Raw genomic sequence first — 20,239 nt, 5'->3', positions numbered from 1 at the left:
AGCTCAGAAGCTCAGAAGCATGAAGAGTTCCGTCTTCATACGCTTGCGTTTATGTTGCTGACGATGGTTTCTGGGCGCAGTGGACAAGAATAGAGGTAACCTTGGATACTGTCGCACCCCATCGAGTGGAGTTTATCTAACTGTTCACGCTCTTCGACACCTTCAGCGACGAGTGATAACCCCAGTCTTTGCGCCAATTGAATGATCAACCAAACGACGCTCTCTGATGTGGAGTTAGTTAACAGGTTCTGGATAAAAACGGCATCAATTTTAATACAATCGATAGGGTAGCTGTGGATGTAATTCAGGCTTGAGTAGCCAGTACCAAAGTCATCCAGCGCAATGGTGAAGCCTTGTTCTCGGAGGTAGTTCAGGGCACCTTTGACTTCAGGCGTCGGCGCAAGCAATACGGTTTCAGTTAATTCTATAACAAACTCATTCGCCTCGAAGTTGTACTGTTTGATCGTTTTAGTAAGGTAGGCAAGGTAGCGTTTAGAATCACTAAGTTCGTGAGCTGAACAGTTGATACCCAATTTGATTTTATAGCCTAAGCCTTGCTCAAGTGTGATTTTTGCTCGGCAAACGAGTTCGATAATACGCTCACCTAACTCGACGATAAGGCCAGACTCTTCTGCTACTTGTATAAACTCTGCGGGAGAGATGTCGCCGTGTTGAGTTGTTTTCCAACGAGTGAGCACCTCAAAATATTCCCAACGTGTATCGTCTTTACCTACGATCGGTTGGACTACCACATACATTCCATTGTTGTCAGATATAAGGTTATAGATTTTATTACCATTGGATGCTGTTTTACTTGAGGTTGAGCTTTCAAGCTCACTGCGTAAAGCCGCAATCAGCTCAGCTTTTCTTTGATAGCGTGCTATTAAATGAGAGTCATAGCATTGGATGTGCGTGTCAGGGTGCTGCTTACATTCTTTTAAAGCCAAACTGGTATTAAAGATGATCTGTTCTACATCTTTAATATTTCCATCTGAGCGAGCAATCCCAATACTGACATCGAAATCAATCTTCAGATCAACGCTGCAGTAACCTTGCTTTATCTTGGTTATTATCTGTTCGCAGACACCGATTGGGTCGTTATGATAAGTAATGAAAGCAAACTCGTTACCGGCTGTACGAAAGGTTAGGTTGTTTTCTGGCAATGTTCGGCGCAGTGTTTCAGCGACATGCTGGAGTACCTTGTCGCCGATGTAATTGCCGTGCATGTCGTTAATGGCTTTGAAGCTGTTTATATCCAACAGAGCCACTGTAAAAGGCGTGACACTCTTTTGAGTGATTGACTCTAACGTATCTGACAAACAACTGCGGTTAAGCAGCCCTGTAAGACTATCGTGAGACACCTCGTAGCTGAGTTGATTGACTAACTGCTCTGAACGATCGTTGAACCACATCTCACGCAGGGTATGGATGACGATGTCTGCGAAAAGTTGATGATGTTTGATCACTTCTTGCTGTTGGTTAGGACTAAGAGGTGATGTGAAGGTCGAAAACAACACACCCATGACTTCGCCACTCTGAGTTCGAGTGGGTATCGCAATCGAGTTTTGAGAGGTGATCTCTTGCCTAAACGCTGACGTTGGCAAAGATTTAATAATGTATTGAGCGGAAGAGCAGTCAGTGTGACTTTGATTAACGGCTTGTTGATAGATGTGACCATGACGCGGATTGATTTTGTCATGCAGTACGTGGTCAGATTGCGCAATCACCAAAGGCACCACTTGGTCTGGGAAGTTCTTTTTCTCAATGATGCTGGTGTATTGAGTCCCAAAGGTTTGATGCAAAGTAAGCACGGCCGACTCTAAAAGATCGATACCTTCCAATTTAAGTAAACGCCCAATGCGCTCTGTGTCTATTATGTTGCTGTGCGTATGTTGAGTCATAGTCACCATCCGTAGCTAACCAGAATCAGTGTGTAAGCTGTATATGTATGATTTTTATAAGCATGATTTTTAAGAGTATGGCCTTGTATCAGTTCAAGTTGCGCACACGATTAATATGCGTCCAGTTTATTATTGACGGTGTTGTATGATTTTTCAAACTTAGTTGCGACTTATTTCACAGAATCTGAGTGCTGCGTTCTCTGTCTAACCTCTCTTTCAGGTGATCCAAAAAGAGTTTTGTTCGTGTATGTGAGTAGTCAAGCTTAGGGTAGTACGCGTAAACCATCACCTCGTCAGCAGTGATGTTTGGTAAGACTGGAACTAATGTCCCTTGTTTGAGATCTTCTTTGATCATTGCTTTGATGGTCAAGAGCACGCCCATTCCCCGCTTCGCCGCATGAAATAATGCTTCAGGGTTGGTGGTCGCGAAGTTTCCATTCAACGTGATTCGTTGCCCTTTGGTGAGTGTCACTTCTCGAGTCGGGCGCTCTCCCCAGATAAGAGAGTTGTGCTGCTCTAAGTCTTGCTCACAGGTGGGGTAACCATGTTTGGCTAGATAACTTGGTGCGGCATAGAAACCGGCTTTGTGCTCAAACAAGGGGGTTTTCTTGAAGCTCAAAGAGTTGAGTTGTTCCAGTTCTCGACTGATCACCAAATCCAATCCAAGTTCAGGTAATTGTCCGGAAGTGGTGGTGATGAGCTGTACCTTGATATCTGGATATTTTTCTAAGAAGTCGTCCATGTATTGCACTAAAAACTTAGAGCCAACGGCAATGGTTGCCCCTATTTTTAGCAGGCCTGCTGGTGTTTGGTTTACTGAGCGAGTCTCGTCAATAATCGACTGCCAATTATCGAGCTGATCTTTGGCTCGCAGGTAAAAGAGTGCGCCTGCTTCGGTTTGGCTAATCGAGCGAGTCGTGCGTTTTAATAGTTGAGTTCCGATGCGCTCTTCTAGCCAGTTCACTCTTTTACTGATGGCTGAGCTTGTGGTATTCAGTTTGCGTGCGGCCCCATTGAAGCTGCCTTCTTCTACCACTCTTACGTAGCTTTTTACGTTAAGAATCCAATCCATATTATTTCCTACTGGGACTTAATTAAATTCCAATTTGGTTAATTATCAATTACTGGTTTTGAATATAGACTTATATCATGAAAAAATAACAAACGAACAGGGAATTTTTTGAGCCAATCGACCTTTAAAAAAACGCCGTTACTCTTAGCAATGATGATCATTGCTACGGGGCAAGTGGGTGTGAGTATCTACCTCCCATCATTGCCATTAATCGCTTCTGACTTAAGTGTTACCCAAGTGGATGTGCAATTGCTCGTTACACTGTTTCTTGTGGGTTTTGGCTTGTCGCAGCTATTTTATGGCCCGATGTCTGATGCGGTGGGAAGACGACCTATCTTCTTGTTGGGTCAGGGGGTTTATCTGATTGGTACCATCGTTTGTTTTGTATTTTCTGACAATATGACCGCTTTAGAAGTTGGCCGCTTGTTACAAGGCTTAGGCGCGGGCAGTGCTTCGGTGCTCGGGCGCAGTGTTCTTAGGGACAGTTATGATGGCCCTCAACTCACGAAGGCGCTCTCTTATATTTCAATCACAGCTTCTATCATGCCGATTATTGCGCCAGTGTTTGGTGGTTGGATCTCGTTTCATCTAGGCTGGCAGGCGGTGTTCCTGTTTGTTCTATTGTATTTATTGGCCATATATATTCTCGGTTACTTTGTGTTGCCCGAGACACTGCCTTACGGAAAGAGTCGTTTTGAAGTCAGCCAAGTAGTGAAGAACTACGGGCGCTTGTTGACCAACCGCCAGGTGATTAGCAGCGCGAGTTATAACTGGATGAGTTACATGGCAAGCTTGGTGTCGTTATCGCTGTTCCCGTTCTTGATGCAAGAGCAACTGGGATTGACCGCGGCTGAATATGGCTCTTTGATGATTGTTCCTTCGGCTGGGTTGTTGATCGGCAGTGTAGCGTTGAATTTACTCAATCGCCGATTCAGTACGCCGCAGTTAATGAGCTTAGCGATTTTGATTGTGTTGGCGTCTGGCACTTGGTTGTTAACACATGAGCTATCCATCTTTAACCTGGTGTGGGCATTTACCTGGCTAGCGATAGCGCAGGGCATTTCTTTCCCTCTATCGATCAGTATGTTGTTGGGGCCTCACAAGAAGCAAGCTGGCGCGGTGTCTGCGTTGTCGGGCTCAATTCAAATGTGTATGGCGGGCTTATTAGGTGGATACTTAGTAGAAAGCTGGGTCACGACTCACCTACAGCTTGGCGTGTTCTACTTGATTATTGGTGCGGGTATGGGCTGTGTATTGTGGTCTTCAACTCGAGCCAACAAAAAATCGACTCTGCAGCAATAGAATATAGTTAGACAGGTTTATAGTTGCGCGCTCTAGTTAAAGCGTTGTATTTGTGTTGATGGTTTCCTACAATACTTCGGTCCATTTAATAGGTGTAAAACATGCAGCAAAATGAATTTGAAGTACTGGTAAAAGCGATCTGTGTACTGGATGGCTTGCCTCAAGCGCTCGAGTTGTTGAAATCCAACGAGGATACTGAAGTCGCTGAGGCTGCAGAATCACTGACTGGTCAATTTGCGTTAGCTGAAGTTGACGGCGAAAAGCGTATTTACCACGTGACGCTTCAAGAGAATGAACAGGGCGAAGAGCAAGAGTACATCGAACATGTTATGAATGAAGGCGATGACTTAATCAAATTTGCAGCTTGGTTCTTTGAGACAATGTTCGAATTAAAGCAAAAAGACACGTACCAGATTGCTGGTAAAACTTACAGACAGCCAAAGCGTAGCTAGTGTTATAACAGCTTCGTTTGAAAGGTATCTTTAGAACTAACGGTTTTTTAGAACTCAGCCTTTTTTTAAAAGCGGCTTATTAGGCTGCTTTTTTGTTGCGTTTAGTTTGCGTTTTATTTGTAAACTTCCATGTAATCTGTAATTCCATTACACATAAGTTTGATATGAGTTTTTTTTTGGGATGCTTTAAATGTAAAATCCGCACATCAGAAAATTGATTATGTGCGGAGATAAGCATGAATTACGAACTAGGCCACGCATACCTTGGCCAAATGGTTGCAAAAAACATGATGCACGAAGCCTTGTATGGCAAGCCAAAGCGCAAGAAACCATCGTTCTTTAAGCGAATGATGAAGAAAATGTCTAAGTAAGCATTTTTTAAACGGAATTTTAAAAGGCCTTAAACTGAATGAAGTTTAAGGCCTTTTTCGTTTTAGCGATTGATGTATTTCATCGCTCTGTTTTGTTGTGGATGGACACAAAAAACACGGATTAGTTAACCACTGGACTAATGATTTAGTCTGAGCAAGATCAGCTTGCTGATTGGTTGGATAAATCGATAACATTATTAGGAATAGTGTCTAAACCATTCTCTTTCATCCATGCCTCTAAGTTGTCAGCTCCACCAATGTATTTACCATCAAGCCAGATTTGAGGGACGGTGACTGGTGTTTTTTCACCAATGTGCGCTTTTACTTCTGGAATCATGCGATATAGAGCGGCGCTGTCTTTCACGACATCGTGGTATTGGTACTCCACACCCGCTTCATCAAGCATTTTCTTTGCTTTGACGCAGAATGGGCATGTCGCTTTCCCGTAAACAATGTTGCCTTTCAAGCTGTCTCGTTTCGTCCATTCTTTGATTACTGATTGAACTAACACTCCGCGATTGAGTGCCTCGCCTTGGCTAACAACCTTGCCTTCAACGACAAGAATCGGCGCATGCCAAGAACCCAGCTTGAGTGGTTCCCACCAATGAGACAACCAATCTTTCACTTCCAGTTCGACATCGACATCGGCTAATTCATTCTCAAAAGTGTCCTTAAGAATGTCTTTAGTAAGGGTACATTCTCCACATGGGATATTGACTTTAAATGGACCCCAGCTGCCTGCCCAACGGTATAGTGTAATCTTGACTGGTTTCTTCATGGTTACGACCTCGTTTAAAATTCTCTTATCAATATAGAACGGACAGTAGCGTTATTTATTTCACTCGCTTTAAAATTTCTTCGATTTCGATGGTCTTTTTGTTTCCCAGTGGGTAATAAAAGCAACTGACGCAATAATAATAGCGGCTCCTAGCCATAAACGACCAGGTGGAACCCAACTAAATACTATCCAGCCAGCTAATACATTGAGTGGAAGTTTAGCGTGGTCAAATGGTTGAACAAAAGAGGCATCGGCCACGGAGTACGCTTTTACGATTGCCCATTGTGCAAGGGCAGTCATTACGCCAATGATCACTAATATTCCCCAGATAGTGCCACCGCTCGGGGTTTGCCAATCGGGCGCAGCAAGAAGAAGATTAAAGGGTGTGATTAAAAGAAGAAGGTAAACCACCATGGTCGATGGGCTGTCTTGCGATGACAGTTTTTTCACCATTAGAGAGTAGCACGCCCAAAAGAATGCAGCGCCAACAGGCAGTAGCGTTGCCCAGCTAAAATCTTCTGCCCATGGTTCCAAAATGACCATTGCACCGATGAAGCCCGCTAAGGTAGCACCCCAACGAGCGGCGCCTACTTTTTCTTTTAAGAAAAGCCCAGATCCAATAGTCGCAAAAAGTGGCGAAGTCATAAGAAGAGCAATACCTTGCCAAATCGGCACAGGGTAAGCCAGCGCCCATATCCACAGCTGAATACCAATAACCGATAAGAAAACTCGGAACACGTGCAATTTTAAGTTGTCAGTTTTTAGCGCGCGGCGAATCCCTAACGTTTTAAGGTAAGGCAGAATAGCAAGCAATGCGATAGCGTATTGAATGACGGCGACGGTGGTAGAAGTAAGTCCGAAATGAATGCTAGCGATTTGAGTAAGGCTGTTAATGACAGCAAAGGCTAAACCAGCGGTTAGCATCCAGCTAGCGCCTTGAATCGGATGGTGTTGTGACATGATGCTTCTAATTATTTGGTGTGGTTCACCTATGATACGGATTTAACACAATGAAACCAGAAAAAGCATTGATGAAGTTGGTCAGAATATTTGAATATGAAAAAAGGTTGAGCGATTGCCCAACCTTTTTAGCGTCTATCTAAATTAAATTTAGATTAGAAGTCGTAGCGTAGACCTAAACGAAGTGAGTCTTCGCTTTGTGTCTCAAGACCTGCAACTTTCACATCGTCTAGGTTGTTTAATTGGTAAGCAACGTATGTGCGAATAGATTTATTGAATTTGTAAGTACCCGTTAATTCAAAGAAGTCAGCTTTATCTACAGTTACGTTCTGAGTCAAATCTTTTTCCTGTTTTTGGTAAAGAGCAGCTAGTTCGAATTGACTTGTTAGTTTGTACTTAGCCGCAACTTCTACACCAGAGAATTCAGTATTCGCTTTGTCGTCTAGGTCACCCATTGTGTAGGTCGCACCTAGGTATAAAGCATCCATTTTGTAGTTGATACCAGCAATCACAGCGGTTGCAGATCCGTTACCCGCACCGTTGTCATTGCCCGAGTAACCAAGACCCAAACCTAAGCCCATAGGTAGTGTGTAAATACCAGAGATGCCGTAACCGTCAGTATCTTTGTCTTCACCAGCAATCAAACTTGCTTTAAGAGAAAGTGCGTCTGCATCGTAAGCGTATACAAACGTGTTGTTAATCTGCTCGTCACCGGCATTGATGAATGCTTTTTGGTCACCAGAGTAGATAGTAACATCCGACATTTCTGAGATTTGAGCTGCAGCTGTATCTTGACGACCTACCGAAACAGCACCAAAGTTACCTTGAAGGCCAGCGTACATGTAGCGTTGCTTAAAGTTGTCAGTTTCATCATTGTCAGCTGAAGAATTTACGCCTTGTTCTGCTTCGTAGAAACCGAAACCAGATAGGTCGCTGGTGATTTCTGTAGTACCGCCAACATTTAAACGTACACGGCTTTTATTTTTCATTGTTCCTTCGATTTCTTTACCGCCTGAACCAATGAAATCACCACGGAATTCTGCACGACCACCAATTTTAAGCTCGGTACCATCAGAGCTGTAAACTGTTGCTGCTAGAGATGAACCTGAAACTAGTGCTGCTACCACCGCAGAAGCTAGAACTGCCTTTTTCATAATCACTTACCTTGTATTTTAAAATCCGTGAGCAATGCGCTCTCCGTTTCGATATGAAGCTAATTTAGAGCAGATAAATTAAGCTTTCATTTCTATAAAATTACATTTTCTTGAATAGGGAACTTTTAAATGTTGATTTTATTGCACTTTTATTTCAATTGACTGAGTAATTAGTGAATAGTTATACAAGTTCAGGCGCTTTTCTATTAGTCCGTTTAAGTTTTGATTAGCGGTTTCTTCGCGGTAGTTGAACAGAAATGAAGGTAGGTGGTGAACTCTTGTCGCCGAATAACAGTTTGTGCTGGTGGTTATATCCTCTATGATGCAAAAACTTCAAAGCGAATAGATTCTGCTCAACAGGACGGAGAGGTTTCATGAAAACAGAGTACTTAGGTGATGTTTTACAAGATAGACAGGTTATTGGCTCCTTGAATGTGGACGACCTACCCATTGGGGAACATCAGTTTTGGTTCCAAGTGACCAGCGATGGGCTAGGGCAACCGAAAAATATGCCAGTGTCTGTTTTTAAAGGAAGCCAAGATGGACCCAAGTTGATGATCACCGCCGGTATTCATGGTGATGAGTTGAATGGCGTGTTGGCTGCTCAACAAATTATCAGAGATCTCATTGGTAAGACCTTAACAGGTATCGTGACTATTGTGCCTACGGTCAACCTGTCTGGTTTGTTAAATCATAGCCGCGACTTTATCTCTTCTGATCCGGGTTCATGTCCTGCTAACCTCAATCGACTTTTTCCCGGTGATGCCCATGGTTTGGCTGCCGAGCGTTTTGTGGCTTCATTGTGGGAGCGTTTGCTTAAACACAATGCAACGTTTGCGGTCGATCTTCATACTCAAACGCGCGGTGCGGTTTATCCTCTCTATGTTTTTGCTGATTACCGGATTGATCAATGTTTGGAGATGGCGAGATTAATGCAGCCCGATTGTGTGCTCAACGATCCCGGTGACCCAGGTATCTTAGAAACCGTATGGAACCGAAGTGGTATCCCAAGTATCACGGTCGAAGTGGGGATGGGTAAATTTACTCAACCTGACATGATTCAAAGGGCGGTCGACGGCGTGTTTAACATGTTGTCTTACTATGAGATGTCCGAGGCTGTCGGTGAGCAAATAAAAGAGCCTAAGCAACTTCCCGCTCTTGATTGGATCGAAGGCAACAATGTTGTGTCTATTCGTGCCGATATCGGTGGTTTTGTTCTACCCCAGGTTGAACTCCTGCAAAGCGTAGAACAAGGTGAATTGTTAGCCATTCAATATGATGCATTTGGTAACGAATGCCGTCGCTATAACGCACCGTCTGCAGGACGTGTGCTTAGTTATAATGTGGATGCATTAAGGGAACCGGGTGCTCTTGTGTGTCGTTTGTTGAGTTAGATAACTGCTAGGTAGAGCGAGCCATTGGCGAAAGCTACCGTCATTCGAAATACGTAAAATAAAGACCGAGCTAAGCTCTGTTAAAGGACAGTTGTCCAGAGTTAATACGTCTTTGACTCATCGACAGAACTGCTCTTAGAGTCACGAGGATAAATTAAGAACCCATCGCGAGATGGTGACACTTCGACTGCTTTTTTGTTTCAAAACGATTGTTTCAAAGCCATAAAAAGCCTACCGCATGTTAACGCCAGTAGGCTTTATCAGTTTCATCTTCAATTTTTGCTAAGACTCACAACCTTTCTAGATTCAATTAGAAAGCGTCATCTACGATGTCTTTCAGCCGATCGTAAGGCACATATCCCGGTAAAACATTTCCCTTCATTATCATGGTTGGAGTGCCGGTTAAACCTAGAGTGGTAAAGGTTTGGTGGTTGGTCATGAGTATGTCGCTTTGCTCTGAGGTCGTGTCCAACTGGGCTTCTGTTCCTGTTTTCTTCGCCACAGCCTGTAGTGAAGATTTTGTGTGGCTACCACTTTTTGCCATCAGTAATCTATCGACTTCAGGGAAGGCTTCTGGATTATCTTTCCATACTTTCATCGCGTAGAGAGCCGCATTGGTATCAAGGTCGTCTACTTGCTGCTGCTTAAATGACAAGTACACATTGATGATTTTGATATCACTATTTTCAGACGCTAATTTCACTAAGCCTTTCTCTAAGCGTTTACAGAAAGGGCAGTTGTAGTCAGTAAAGTTAACGATGACTGATTTTCCGTCAGGGTTGCCCGTGATTGGGTGAGTGTCATTGTTATACAACCAATCGTGACTCTCTGCTTGAGCTTTCTTTGCTTGCGCTTGGCCAGCTACGTACTGCTCTAAACTGGTATGCAGCCCTGAAATCGTAGAAGGATTCTCTTTCAGGAACTGGTTAATTTCTTCGAGTTGCTGGGTTTGTTCTGTACTTAACTCAGCAAAGGCACTTGTGCTCAATAGTGAGCCTAAAATCAGTGCGCTAATCAGATGTTTTTTCATGATGTTTATTCTCTAATTCTTGATAATCGTGAGCGAATTTGAGGTCGCGCTCACGGTATTATTGTTTGTTAAATTGGCTTTAATCGGTTCATTTGCTCTGCTCTGTTTTTCTTAGTGAGCGAGTTATGCAAAGTAGGTTCTTAACCACAGGCCGATAGGGGAAGTAACGCCGGTTGCGATACTGCTAATCTTTCCATCTTTGATGATGACAATACTTGGCGTGACATTGCCCCCCCAACTTCTGCTGATCGATCCAGAGAGATCATTGATAACAGGGAAGTCATACTCTTTGGCGTCTAAGAAGCGCTGAACACGTTCGTTTGGGCCAGATGAAAGTGCTACAGAAACTACTTGATGGGAGTCGCTGAAGCTATTAACCGTCGGGCTCACCAATTTGCATGCGCTACACCAAGTCGCCCAAAAATAGACAATAACGGGCTTACCGCTTTTGCTTAACTCGATAACATCAATATCCTCACCTTGGATCGACTGACCCACGATTGGAATCGCATCTCCTTGAGGCATATTTCTGCTGTGGTAAAAGTCCATGGCAAACGAAACCACGCCAACGATCAGTATCATTGAAACGAGTTCCTTTCCCCACTTCTTAAGACGGCTTGGCTTTTTGGTTTCAGCCTTTACAGCGTTATCTTCAGCAGAGCTAGGGCTTTGTTCATTATTGGGCGTCTTCATCAATTATCTCGCAGCGTCGATGGCTTGAATAACAGTGTCACTGTCTAGAATCACGGGCAATGGAATACCATTTTTATAGCTCGGGCCATAAACGATATTAAATGGCACACCAAATCGCCCATTACTTTGTAAGTATTGAGTGACACTTTCACTTGGTGTTGTCCAATCGCCTTTCATCAAAACAATATCTTCTTGTTGCAGGTGGCTGTAGACAGGATCTTGAAGAATGACGCCAATTTTGTTGGCTTTACAGGTGATACACCATTCAGCAGTCACGTCGACAAAGATGGTTTTTTCTTCTTCGACCAACTGAGGGATTTGTTTCGCATCCAGTTTCTGCCAATCAAGGTTATCGACAATTGGCGTTGCCCAGTTATCAGCAGTAACACTGCCGACGATCAATACAGCACCAAATACCAAGGTTGTGGTTGCTATGATAGGAACCAGTACCTTGCGTCCTAATTTTATGCCAATCCAAATTAGCACTGAAACGACGATAAACAGTGACAACAAGATGGTTGGGAACTTGCCAATGAATGGGCTCAGTAGGCTTGTTAACCACAGACTGGTGATGAACATCATTAAGCCGAATACCAACTTAACTTTGAAAATCCACGCGCCCGGTTTTGGTAGCAATTTAGTTAGGCTCGGGAATAACGCGAAGATCAACCAAGGTGCGCTCATACCAATGCCGAGTGCGATAAAGATAGCCCACAACTCTTGGTAACTTGCTCCCAGAGCATAATCTACTGCGGTTCCTAGGAATGGAGCGCTGCAAGGCGTCGCCAATAGTGTCGCAAACATGCCTTGGATGAAGTGACCGGAATGTGAGTCATCGCCTTTGGTTGCCATCCAAGTGTTTAAGCCTGAAGGAAGTCTGAATTCGAATAGACCGAGTAGGTTAACTGAGAACAATACGGTGATGATCAGCATGAACCCGATGAACCAAACATTTTGGAACTGGATTCCCCAACCAATCGCATTGCCACCCATTTTCAGAACGGTCATGCCTAGAGCTAGTAGCGAAAACGAAGTGATAACCCCCGCAGCAGACGCTAGGAATGAGAGTCGGATGTGGCGATTTGAAGCGCCTTGGTTCTGAATGATGCTGTTCAACTTCATTCCTAATACGGGTAGAACACACGGCATGATGTTGAGGATTAAACCGCCCACTAACGCAAAGCCAAGGATGACTAGAAAGCTGTTGTTGCTTGTTTGGTAAGCTATCGGCTCTGACCCAACTTGCGCGGTCATCTCTTCGGCAAAGTTAGTATCTGAAACGGTAATACTCACTGTGCGATCCGTTAAGTCGACCTCGCCGATCCAGTTACTCACATCGAATACTGCGGTCATTGTATTGTCTGTGATGTGGACGGTTGGTGGAGAGAAGAAGTCATCAAGCACTTCTTGTCCATCAATCAATACCATCGGTTTATCCCAGCCTTCCTTACTTGTTAGCTGAGTCACCAGTTGTTGTTTGCTTTTATCCCAGAACAGGCCGTTCACTGAAGTGCGGTTAGCTTCTCGTGGAGATTGGCTCATGCCTTGATTGAACAAGAACATTGCTTCTTCATCGAGCTCTAATGTTTGCGGATCAATCGGCAGTTCGATGTCGTAATCGGTTAACACACAGATATTGGTACACGACGGAAAGGTGAACGATGCCTTAAACAGTGCTGGCTTCGTATTGTCTTTCAGTGTCAACGTAACGGGAAAGTTGACGTGTTTTTTGTAGCCTAACGTCATCACGTCCAGTTGTTCGTAGTACTTAGGGATCGGCCAATGCCACTCTACCGACTCTATGTTTGTTGAACCAGACCAGTCCCAACTTGGCGGAATACCACCTTCGCCAGGGCTACGCCAATAGGTTTTCCAATCGCCGTCGAGAACGACATCCAGCACGGTTTGAATCTTAGAACCGTCGTCCGATTGTTCACCCGTCGACATCATTCGCATCTTGACTGGTGGATGTTCAGGCATGCTGAGCCAGCCCGTCGTCTGTGCCAAAACAGTAAATGGCGTCATAATCAAAAGGGCAGTGACTAGTGTTTTTGCGCATGTACGCATGCAGAATGCCAACGAATCGACAAACTTAGTTAGTAGTGTGTTGTACACAAATGTATCTCCAAAAAATAAATAAAAGGGTGTAGTAGCCCGGTTATTTACTCTCTAAATATACAGTGCTTTAGATGTAAGCGGTGTTTTGTAGGTCGAGAAGAGCGATGGTTATCTCTAGACAATCTCGATATGTGCGGTGATAGGCTGTATGCAACAGCAATAAACAGGATAAAAGGAATCAGCCAACTTATTTTAGGTGTCGCGAATGTGAGCATTTTGGAGCTTAGGCTGCACGCGCTAGAGTTTGGCGCTGACAGAGTTTTAGAAGCTTCGGAACCAAAAACGCTGGCATAGAGCTCAGACATTTTATCGAAAGAAGCGACGATTGCTTGTGGGTGGCTAGTTTCTGCGCCGACAAGTATTGATTGTCCAATTAAGGAAGCTGAAATGGTTACTTTGTTTGCAGACAGCGTACTCGCCAGACAGGTTACGGTAACCAGTCCGGTAAGGAAAAGCGCCCAAAGCGAATACTTTTGTCGGCGGTTCTGTTTAGATAAGAAAAGTAATGGTGTATTCAGCAAATTAGTCAGTAATCGAGTCAATAAATAGTTAGTAGCTAAAGCGAGCTCGTTGAATTGTGGCTAGCTTAGATAACTTTGCTCTGAGCTACAAGTCATAAAATTGTCAAAGCAAAAGGGATGCATAAATGCCAAACCTAGCGAGTGAGGCATCAAGTATCGGTTTAAGTTCATAATAATTAGTTCTTTTTTCTGACCGTTGTTTTTCTTATCAACTGACCCTATTTCTCGCCTAGGTGACAGTTTCAAAGTAACGTTTTAAGCGAGCCAGATACGCATTTATGAGGGGCAAGCGTGGTTGTGTTTGAAAAAGCTAACTAAATAGCAGACACAAAAAAGCCCAATCGCTCGTTAGGAACTGAATTGGGCTCAATCTATAGTCTGAGGTGTTCTAGGTTCTATTCGGGCGCCTTAATGAGTGCGACGAGGTCCGTTACGAACTAGGTCTTTACCATTTTCAAAGACTTCTTTAGTGATCCAACGAGCAAGTAGAACCTTGTGGTTGCTATCAAATACAGCAACGAAATGACGACCGTCTGAATTATTGGTTGCCATGCCTACGCCTTCAACGCCTTCAAGACCCAAACCGCCAGCTTCAACTGAGATTAGGAACTTTTCCAGTTCTTCTAAGGAATCGATAATATCAAGTTCGTTGTTCATTTTTTATTCTCTTGCTATGAGCCGACATCGGATTAAAGGCGTTTTTGTGCATGTGCCTAAGTGATGATTCTGGCCGTTATTCTTTGTTGGTTGCGTACTCTACAGGTCATAAGAAGGGATTGGAACTCTCAAATATTAGATTCGAGCTGATATTTTGTGAATATTTAACACAACATACTTTTAAATGCTTGTTATCCATATTCTTTTTACTACTACTTATAGGGTAAATTTAGACATTCATATGAAGTAACATCATAAAGGTTTGGCGTTGTCTATTTGTAATATTGGCGACATGGCTAAAGTGGCTGGTGTTCAAGGCACAGTAAAAGACATGAGTTTAGTGTCGACAACCGTTCAAACCATTGATAGCCAACGCTTAGTGACCCCGAACAACAAGATCTGGAGTGACGTTATAAACAACATCACAGCAGAGCGTGTTAGACGTGTGGGCATGGCATTTGTTATCCCAATGACATCGATAAAGCAAAAGCGGTATTAAACGACATCATCATTGCGCACCCTCTAGTGCTTAAAAAGCTAGAACATATGATCAAGCTTCATTCTTTTATGTCACTTCACCCAGCTTAGAATTACGTTATGATGGGGTAGGCTCAGTTTGGACAGTTGAAATCGAATGGATGATTCACAGCAAAAAACGAATACTAGAAATACACCGGTAAGAAAAGCGACCCGAATCGAAAGCGTCATGAACTCTGCGATGTGGCATTTAACTCAGCGAGATATGACGGAAAGCGAGCTGATTGCAAAGCTCAAAATGAAAACCGACAATCAAGAATGGATCGATGAAACTTTGAGTACCCTGAAAGGCTTTGGGTATCTTAAGTCTGACCAAGTGTTTGCTGAACAATTCGTGGAACAAGCGTTTTCTGGTGAATTTGGTTCTCAATATATTGTCGAAAAATTGAAAAAGAAGGGCCTGACGGTCTCAGTGATTTCTGATGCTATCCATAAGGTGTCCTTCGAAAAATCTATTGATGAACAAACTATCTTGATAGACCGAATCAACCATTACTACACAAGCTTTACCATGAGTCGTGAAAAGCTGGTTGCGACGCTGCAAAAGCGTGGTTTTAGCTATCAGCAAGTAAAAGTTGCGATTGACCAGCACTCACAAACGCATGAACTGAAAAGTAATATCCAAATCAAGGCTGAGAAAGCAGATTTGGAGAAAGAAGTACTCAAGTACGCTCGTAAGGGCAAAGGCTTGACCGCTATTCAGCAAGAGCTCAGACAGCGAAAAATCGACACGACTGAATTGCCACAATTGGTCGACCGATTAATTAACGAAGAGCAGCTAGATTTTTACTCTTCTTGTTTAGAACAGTTGCAGAAGAAATCTTATGATCTTAAAGATCACAAAGAGCGTTCAAAGGCCTATGCGATGTTGAGCCGTAAAGGCTTCTCCTCTGACGAGATCAAATTTGCTCTGAGTGAAGATAACGAATAACTAAGCCGGAAAAGTTCCCTATGTAGTATGTTAGTTTTCTCAAGTCACCATTGGACAAAAGCTTCGCAGCGACATGACTAAATTAGCATTTAACGGATTAATTAGAGTATGGAAAAGTTGTCCGACAGCAGCGCCTTGTTAGCTGCTGTGTGCATCCACTCTATCGATGGTGAATGCAATCTTTCTCCTACCACTCTTGGACCACTAGTCTCGATTGGTGCTGATAGATGTGTAATACCCACATCAGCTATTACCTCAGGATCTATTTCTATCAAGATACCGTATGCCCAATAGCGCCAGCCCCATTGATGTTCTAGCTCTTTCTTGGCTTCGGGGTTACCTGAAAACATTGACTCCCATTCTTCGTCTTCATCGTGGAGGCCAACTGATAAACGGATATCGATATTTTCTCCAGCTTAATATCTATCGCCCCCAAACTCGTCCATTGCAACAACCTTGACACCATCTACTTCGATTAAAGATGGTAAGTAAATTATCCATGAACTTGATATTAATTTTTGTAGGGAAACAGTATGATGCGGTCTATAAAGAGAAATAACCTTGGCTAGGTCGGTTTAATATCATCTCACCAACAATCGTTGATATATGGAGAAATTACCTTCCCTTAGCAGCCAACCCAATCACGTCAAATCAACCATGCGCCCTTGTAAAACAGGAGTGTTTTGAACACAGCTCTCGATACATGTGATCAGATCTTGGGACAGTGACGAAGGCTTTGGTTTATTCGCCCACAAGGCATACATAGGCCGAGTAAAAAGTATCTCAGAGTCGTATTGAACGTGCCCGGACATCTCACTATACAAATCGGCGATCTCTGTCATAGGCAATAGCCCTACACCCATGCCTGACGCGACCAGTTTGCGTACCAAGGTAATGTCGTTGACCCGAGAAACCTTAGAGTATTGCCGCTCGATACTGAGCAAGTCTTGCCCTGAAATTTGCGTCTTAGAGTACGGCATAATGAGTCGCTCTCGGCTTTTGCAGTCTCGTCTTGAGACAATGCATACGGCAATACTGGCTAACTTTTTCTGGTAAAAAGACGAGTCTCTTTGCTCTCCACTACGTATGGCTAAATCAAAAGAAGTTTGGCTAAGCAGCACATTTGTGTTGGCAGGCTCAATAACGACATCCACATAACTTTTTTCTAGCAGAAAGGCTTCAAGCGCTGGGTATAGTTGGCCAATGATTAAGTTTTGCGGGCAATGTAAGACGAAGGAAACCGCTTCACTTTTCGAGCTTTCAGTCACGGCCTGATGAAGATTTAGGGTGGTCTCGCCATGCTGCTCAAATAACCCTTTGCCAAAGCTAGTGAGTTTGACTCCCCTAGAGGAGCGAATAAATAGTGACTCACCTAATCTCTCTTCTAACAATAAGATGCGTTTGGACAAGGTAGGCGCGGTAGTTGTTAAGTCTCGTGCCGCTTTTGAATAACTGCCTCGACGGGCTACTTCAACAAATAATAAAAAATCATCCAGCATAAGGTTTTCCGCAATCTTAGTGTTCTAAATCTCGTATGGCCGACGATACGATATATCCATACAGTATACAGACAGGAGGAAGCGCTATGACAAAACTTTTTTTCACAGCTCTGTTCTCATGCGCGATGTCAAGTATGGTGTCCGCGTGGGTCACTTACATCAATCTCGGTTTACCAGAAGATTTCATCAACCGGTGGGGCTTTGCCTTTATTAATGCTTGGCCTGCTTCGTTTGCAGCGGCCTACTTGTTGAATAAACCAATCATGGTATTGACCCAAAAATTGATGCGTCAATTTACACCCCAAAAGGAGAAAAACAATGCTTAGTGTTGTGGCTTTTATTACCCCCAAAAGTGAATTTTATGCAGAGTGCAAACAAAAAGCTGAAGGCATTTTAACTGCTACTCGAGAAGAAGCGGGTTGCTTGCGTTTTGAGCTACATGAAAACCAAGCGAAAGATCAGCTGATCTTGGTTGAAAACTGGGCGGACCAAGCTGCCCTAGAAGAACACTATGCCCAGCCATATATCACACCGATATTTGAGTTTTATAAAACCGCATTAGCTCAAGAGCCAGAAATACACAAAATGACCAATGTAGAGGGTTAAATTCTCAGATATATCTGAGTAAGTCACTAGATAGGTAGGGAGGTCTAACCTCCCTATCATTTAAAAGTTGTCTAGCTTCAGCTAAAACTCACTTTTGTCGGATAGGCGACACCTGTTACCAGGTGCCGCCCTCCTAAGAACCGTACGTGCAACTTTCACTGCATACGGCTCAAGCCTCCACTAAGGCGTTATTGTTACCCAGCAACTCACAAAGCAGTGGCGACAGGATCAAACCATGAGTTACGACCTGTATTTTTCACCTTACGTTCATTGAGAAAACCTTTCCAAAAAGGATCGAACGGTGTCGCTTGGCTCATGATTTTTACATGTCGCTTGATTGGCACTTGACCGATTTGAAACAGTCGGATCACGCCATACAGTCCATCCTTTTTAAACCAGCCATGGAAAATCCATTGCCCTTGATAGTTTAGAAAGTACTTGTGTGCGATCCATTTACGTCCCTTGTTTGGGTGACGCCTGACTGACCATCGCCATAACGCTAGAAACATCTGATGTCCAACATAGCCGAAGGTTTGTTTAGCAACACAATGGCGATAGTAATTCGCCCATCCTCGTAGTTTTGGATTCATCATCTTGATGAGATCGGCTACTGGGATTGTTGCGTGTTTTCTAATGAGGTCACGCATGTTTCGTAAGAATGATAATACGTTGGACTTACTCGGTTTAATGAGCAGTTTTCCTTTGTACTTTCTGGCGTTAAAGCCAAGAAAGTCGAAGCCATCATTAATATGAGTCACATGCGTTTTCTCTTCAGAAAGCGCTAAACCTCTTTCTTGTAAGAAAGCCATCAGTTGCGGCTTAATGTCATTCACTAGGACTTCCTTTGAAGACCCCGTGATAACAAAGTCGTCAGCATAACCTATAAAGTTTACTCTGCTGCCTGTCTTGCGAGCGATAGACTTAATTAACTTTTCTAGTCCGACAAGAGTGAGCAACATCAGGGTGGGTGAAATTATCCCGCCTTGTGGTGTTCCCTCTGCCGTTTTGTAGAATAGCCCTTTGTCTATATAGCCACATTCCAGCCATTGCTTGAGCATCCTTTTGTCTGTCGGGACATTATCAAGTAGCCACTGGTGACCTATCTTGTCGAAACAAGCTTTGATATCTCCCTCAAGAACCCATTGTGCTGCTCCCTTTTTGCACAGGCATTTGAAGCACTGCTGTATTGCATCGGCTGCGCTTCGGTTAGGTCTAAAGCCATAGCTGTTAGGGTCGGCAATTGTTTCCGATATAGGTTCTAGTGCTAGAAGATGTAACGCTTGTTGCGCTCGGTCTATCATGCACGGGATACCTAATGGTCTAAGTTTGCCGTTTTTCTTCGGGATATAGATTCTTCTGAGCGGTTTAGCTCGATAGCCTTTTCTGCTCAGTAAGCTGACTGCCGCCATTCGACGTGCATCGGTGTTCCAGATGTCGCCGTCAATTCCTGGCGTTTTACTGCCTTTGTTTTGTGATACTCGACGAACAGCGAGAAGTTTTGCTGCTTTCGAGTGAGTCAGTATCCACTGTAGTGCTTTCGCCTTACCGTGTTTACCTTCTCGGATTGCTTTTGCAATGCGCATCTGGAGCCTTAACACATGGCGCTCAACCGCTTTCCAGTCGATGGATTGCCATTGGGCGCTGCCAGAAGGGGCACTCACTTCATGAGAAGAGATCATCTGCGTTCCTTCTTAAATAAAGTTTTCCAAATCATCTTGCAATGGGAGACCAGTTGGAAGTGGGCACACTTTCGTGTCAGATATCCGTCTGTATCTGCATCATTACAATGCAGCATTCGCTTTTTCCAACCTCCTTTACCAGCACCGCTATCGGCTCTCTTCACAGACAGCTTTCCCGAAGGAACGATACTGGCTTACCGTGTTCCGCATGTCGCGCAATATCAGGGTAGATGCCCACTATAGTGCGAGGAGCCTATCGATCACGAAAGAGTATTGTCCAACCTCTTTCCTACTCCCATCGCCGTTTGGCCACAGCGTATTAACCACTTCCGCTGCTTCAAATATGACGCACCTTACATGGATTCACTTTCGTTCATCATACTGATTCCCTAGCACTCACCCAATTCGTGGTTATCAGGAGGAGCATTCCCTCACGGTTTTGCTCCCGTTTGGCACAGTGCCAAACTTCGTTACATTGTCAGGCTCGCTGCTTTATTCAGAGCCTTAGGGTCGTCTGGTGATACAAACGGTTCACTCTTATCGCGGTGAACAGCGCTTCATGCGACTTCACGTCGCACGGACAA

At 43.8% G+C, this 20,239-nt stretch carries 19 protein-coding genes and 1 pseudogene; 8 read left to right on the top strand and 12 right to left on the bottom strand.

What is annotated here, in order from left to right:
* Nucleotides 1-35 precede the first annotated feature (35 nt).
* Nucleotides 36-1,901, bottom strand: a complete 1,866-nt coding sequence (locus ACMAZD_RS17650; RefSeq protein ID WP_435249994.1) for a putative bifunctional diguanylate cyclase/phosphodiesterase — start codon at nucleotides 1,899-1,901, stop codon at nucleotides 36-38.
* A 175-nt stretch (nucleotides 1,902-2,076) separates the two neighbouring features.
* A complete protein-coding gene (locus ACMAZD_RS17645) occupies nucleotides 2,077-2,973 on the bottom strand; it encodes a LysR family transcriptional regulator (RefSeq protein WP_102351486.1) in 897 nt (298 codons plus the stop codon).
* A gap of 108 nt (nucleotides 2,974-3,081) precedes the next feature.
* Here ACMAZD_RS17645 and ACMAZD_RS17640 point away from each other — a divergent pair, with 108 nt between their 5' ends.
* From ACMAZD_RS17640 to ACMAZD_RS17630, 3 genes are all read left to right on the top strand, one after another.
* The gene (locus ACMAZD_RS17640; protein WP_435249993.1) at nucleotides 3,082-4,275 is read left to right on the top strand and encodes a multidrug effflux MFS transporter; all 1,194 of its coding nucleotides are present in this window, start codon (nucleotides 3,082-3,084) and stop codon (nucleotides 4,273-4,275) included.
* A 101-nt stretch (nucleotides 4,276-4,376) separates the two neighbouring features.
* The gene (locus ACMAZD_RS17635; RefSeq protein ID WP_017105643.1) at nucleotides 4,377-4,727 is read left to right on the top strand and encodes a hypothetical protein; all 351 of its coding nucleotides are present in this window, start codon (nucleotides 4,377-4,379) and stop codon (nucleotides 4,725-4,727) included.
* 236 nt (nucleotides 4,728-4,963) lie between these two features.
* Nucleotides 4,964-5,098 (top strand): hypothetical protein, encoded by a 135-nt coding sequence (locus ACMAZD_RS17630; RefSeq protein WP_017105644.1) that lies wholly within the window; start codon nucleotides 4,964-4,966, stop codon nucleotides 5,096-5,098.
* A 160-nt stretch (nucleotides 5,099-5,258) separates the two neighbouring features.
* Here the strand turns inward: ACMAZD_RS17630 and ACMAZD_RS17625 are convergent, their stop codons facing one another.
* The 3 genes from ACMAZD_RS17625 to ACMAZD_RS17615 form a co-directional block, all read right to left on the bottom strand.
* Nucleotides 5,259-5,876 (bottom strand): glutaredoxin domain-containing protein, encoded by a 618-nt coding sequence (locus ACMAZD_RS17625; protein ID WP_102277454.1) that lies wholly within the window; start codon nucleotides 5,874-5,876, stop codon nucleotides 5,259-5,261.
* 69 nt (nucleotides 5,877-5,945) lie between these two features.
* The gene (locus ACMAZD_RS17620) at nucleotides 5,946-6,836 is read right to left on the bottom strand and encodes a DMT family transporter (RefSeq protein ID WP_435249992.1); all 891 of its coding nucleotides are present in this window, start codon (nucleotides 6,834-6,836) and stop codon (nucleotides 5,946-5,948) included.
* A 155-nt stretch (nucleotides 6,837-6,991) separates the two neighbouring features.
* Nucleotides 6,992-7,990: a porin gene (locus ACMAZD_RS17615; protein ID WP_102277456.1), complete on the bottom strand. Its 999-nt coding sequence runs from the start codon at nucleotides 7,988-7,990 to the stop codon at nucleotides 6,992-6,994.
* Between the two features lie 374 nt (nucleotides 7,991-8,364).
* Here ACMAZD_RS17615 and ACMAZD_RS17610 point away from each other — a divergent pair, with 374 nt between their 5' ends.
* Nucleotides 8,365-9,384, top strand: a complete 1,020-nt coding sequence (locus tag ACMAZD_RS17610; protein WP_435249991.1) for a succinylglutamate desuccinylase/aspartoacylase family protein — start codon at nucleotides 8,365-8,367, stop codon at nucleotides 9,382-9,384.
* Nucleotides 9,385-9,694: 310 nt separating this feature from the next.
* On the opposite strand, the gene ACMAZD_RS17605 is transcribed toward ACMAZD_RS17610, so the two are convergent.
* The 4 genes from ACMAZD_RS17605 to ACMAZD_RS17590 all read right to left on the bottom strand — a co-directional run bounded on the left by ACMAZD_RS17605 (nucleotide 9,695) and on the right by ACMAZD_RS17590 (nucleotide 14,403).
* Nucleotides 9,695-10,414 (bottom strand): thioredoxin domain-containing protein, encoded by a 720-nt coding sequence (locus tag ACMAZD_RS17605; protein WP_435249990.1) that lies wholly within the window; start codon nucleotides 10,412-10,414, stop codon nucleotides 9,695-9,697.
* Nucleotides 10,415-10,537: 123 nt separating this feature from the next.
* On the bottom strand, nucleotides 10,538-11,107 hold the full coding sequence (locus ACMAZD_RS17600) for a protein disulfide oxidoreductase (RefSeq protein WP_435249989.1): 570 nt from the start codon (nucleotides 11,105-11,107) through the stop codon (nucleotides 10,538-10,540).
* Between the two features lie 3 nt (nucleotides 11,108-11,110).
* Complete coding sequence (locus ACMAZD_RS17595; protein WP_435250551.1) at nucleotides 11,111-13,174, bottom strand: protein-disulfide reductase DsbD family protein; 2,064 nt, start codon at nucleotides 13,172-13,174, stop codon at nucleotides 11,111-11,113.
* A 980-nt stretch (nucleotides 13,175-14,154) separates the two neighbouring features.
* Nucleotides 14,155-14,403 (bottom strand): hypothetical protein, encoded by a 249-nt coding sequence (locus ACMAZD_RS17590; protein WP_102436510.1) that lies wholly within the window; start codon nucleotides 14,401-14,403, stop codon nucleotides 14,155-14,157.
* Nucleotides 14,404-14,683: 280 nt separating this feature from the next.
* Here ACMAZD_RS17590 and ACMAZD_RS17585 point away from each other — a divergent pair.
* Nucleotides 14,684-14,967 (top strand): annotated as a pseudogene (locus tag ACMAZD_RS17585) (mechanosensitive ion channel domain-containing protein); the annotation flags it as partial.
* A 70-nt stretch (nucleotides 14,968-15,037) separates the two neighbouring features.
* Nucleotides 15,038-15,871: a recombinase A gene (locus ACMAZD_RS17580; RefSeq protein WP_435249988.1), complete on the top strand. Its 834-nt coding sequence runs from the start codon at nucleotides 15,038-15,040 to the stop codon at nucleotides 15,869-15,871.
* A 101-nt stretch (nucleotides 15,872-15,972) separates the two neighbouring features.
* Here the strand turns inward: ACMAZD_RS17580 and ACMAZD_RS17575 are convergent, their stop codons facing one another.
* Together ACMAZD_RS17575 and ACMAZD_RS17570 are read right to left on the bottom strand one after the other, a co-directional pair.
* Nucleotides 15,973-16,221 (bottom strand): hypothetical protein, encoded by a 249-nt coding sequence (locus ACMAZD_RS17575; protein WP_435249987.1) that lies wholly within the window; start codon nucleotides 16,219-16,221, stop codon nucleotides 15,973-15,975.
* 291 nt (nucleotides 16,222-16,512) lie between these two features.
* Nucleotides 16,513-17,370: a LysR family transcriptional regulator gene (locus ACMAZD_RS17570; RefSeq protein ID WP_435249986.1), complete on the bottom strand. Its 858-nt coding sequence runs from the start codon at nucleotides 17,368-17,370 to the stop codon at nucleotides 16,513-16,515.
* A gap of 86 nt (nucleotides 17,371-17,456) precedes the next feature.
* Between ACMAZD_RS17570 and ACMAZD_RS17565 the strand changes: the two genes are divergently transcribed.
* Together ACMAZD_RS17565 and ACMAZD_RS17560 are read left to right on the top strand one after the other, a co-directional pair.
* On the top strand, nucleotides 17,457-17,696 hold the full coding sequence (locus ACMAZD_RS17565; RefSeq protein WP_017092320.1) for a DUF2798 domain-containing protein: 240 nt from the start codon (nucleotides 17,457-17,459) through the stop codon (nucleotides 17,694-17,696).
* Nucleotides 17,689-17,976, top strand: a complete 288-nt coding sequence (locus tag ACMAZD_RS17560) for a putative quinol monooxygenase (protein ID WP_435249985.1) — start codon at nucleotides 17,689-17,691, stop codon at nucleotides 17,974-17,976. The genes ACMAZD_RS17565 and ACMAZD_RS17560 overlap by 8 nt, the downstream gene beginning before the upstream one ends.
* A 206-nt stretch (nucleotides 17,977-18,182) precedes the next feature.
* Here ACMAZD_RS17560 and ltrA read toward each other — a convergent pair whose 3' ends face one another.
* Nucleotides 18,183-19,655, bottom strand: a complete 1,473-nt coding sequence (ltrA, locus tag ACMAZD_RS17555) for a group II intron reverse transcriptase/maturase (RefSeq protein ID WP_435247182.1) — start codon at nucleotides 19,653-19,655, stop codon at nucleotides 18,183-18,185.
* Nucleotides 19,656-20,239 lie beyond the last annotated feature (584 nt).

Source organism: Vibrio sp. nBUS_14, assembly GCF_051201655.1.
Lineage (GTDB): Bacteria > Pseudomonadota > Gammaproteobacteria > Enterobacterales > Vibrionaceae > Vibrio.
Note: the sequence above shows the minus strand (reverse complement) of the source record. Positions and strands in the feature narration are given on the sequence as shown.

Coding starts and splice junctions, on each gene's coding strand:
- ACMAZD_RS17650 (WP_435249994.1), bottom strand. CDS start 1,901: ATGACTCAACATACGCACAGCAACATAATAGACACAGAGCGCATTGGG.
- ACMAZD_RS17645 (WP_102351486.1), bottom strand. CDS start 2,973: ATGGATTGGATTCTTAACGTAAAAAGCTACGTAAGAGTGGTAGAAGAA.
- ACMAZD_RS17635 (WP_017105643.1), top strand. CDS start 4,377: ATGCAGCAAAATGAATTTGAAGTACTGGTAAAAGCGATCTGTGTACTG.
- ACMAZD_RS17630 (WP_017105644.1), top strand. CDS start 4,964: ATGAATTACGAACTAGGCCACGCATACCTTGGCCAAATGGTTGCAAAA.
- ACMAZD_RS17625 (WP_102277454.1), bottom strand. CDS start 5,876: ATGAAGAAACCAGTCAAGATTACACTATACCGTTGGGCAGGCAGCTGG.
- ACMAZD_RS17620 (WP_435249992.1), bottom strand. CDS start 6,836: ATGTCACAACACCATCCGATTCAAGGCGCTAGCTGGATGCTAACCGCT.
- ACMAZD_RS17615 (WP_102277456.1), bottom strand. CDS start 7,990: ATGAAAAAGGCAGTTCTAGCTTCTGCGGTGGTAGCAGCACTAGTTTCA.
- ACMAZD_RS17610 (WP_435249991.1), top strand. CDS start 8,365: ATGAAAACAGAGTACTTAGGTGATGTTTTACAAGATAGACAGGTTATT.
- ACMAZD_RS17605 (WP_435249990.1), bottom strand. CDS start 10,414: ATGAAAAAACATCTGATTAGCGCACTGATTTTAGGCTCACTATTGAGC.
- ACMAZD_RS17600 (WP_435249989.1), bottom strand. CDS start 11,107: ATGAAGACGCCCAATAATGAACAAAGCCCTAGCTCTGCTGAAGATAAC.
- ACMAZD_RS17595 (WP_435250551.1), bottom strand. CDS start 13,174: ATGCGTACATGCGCAAAAACACTAGTCACTGCCCTTTTGATTATGACG.
- ACMAZD_RS17590 (WP_102436510.1), bottom strand. CDS start 14,403: ATGAACAACGAACTTGATATTATCGATTCCTTAGAAGAACTGGAAAAG.
- ACMAZD_RS17580 (WP_435249988.1), top strand. CDS start 15,038: ATGGATGATTCACAGCAAAAAACGAATACTAGAAATACACCGGTAAGA.
- ACMAZD_RS17575 (WP_435249987.1), bottom strand. CDS start 16,221: ATGTTTTCAGGTAACCCCGAAGCCAAGAAAGAGCTAGAACATCAATGG.
- ACMAZD_RS17570 (WP_435249986.1), bottom strand. CDS start 17,370: ATGCTGGATGATTTTTTATTATTTGTTGAAGTAGCCCGTCGAGGCAGT.
- ACMAZD_RS17565 (WP_017092320.1), top strand. CDS start 17,457: ATGACAAAACTTTTTTTCACAGCTCTGTTCTCATGCGCGATGTCAAGT.
- ACMAZD_RS17560 (WP_435249985.1), top strand. CDS start 17,689: ATGCTTAGTGTTGTGGCTTTTATTACCCCCAAAAGTGAATTTTATGCA.
- ltrA (WP_435247182.1), bottom strand. CDS start 19,655: ATGATCTCTTCTCATGAAGTGAGTGCCCCTTCTGGCAGCGCCCAATGG.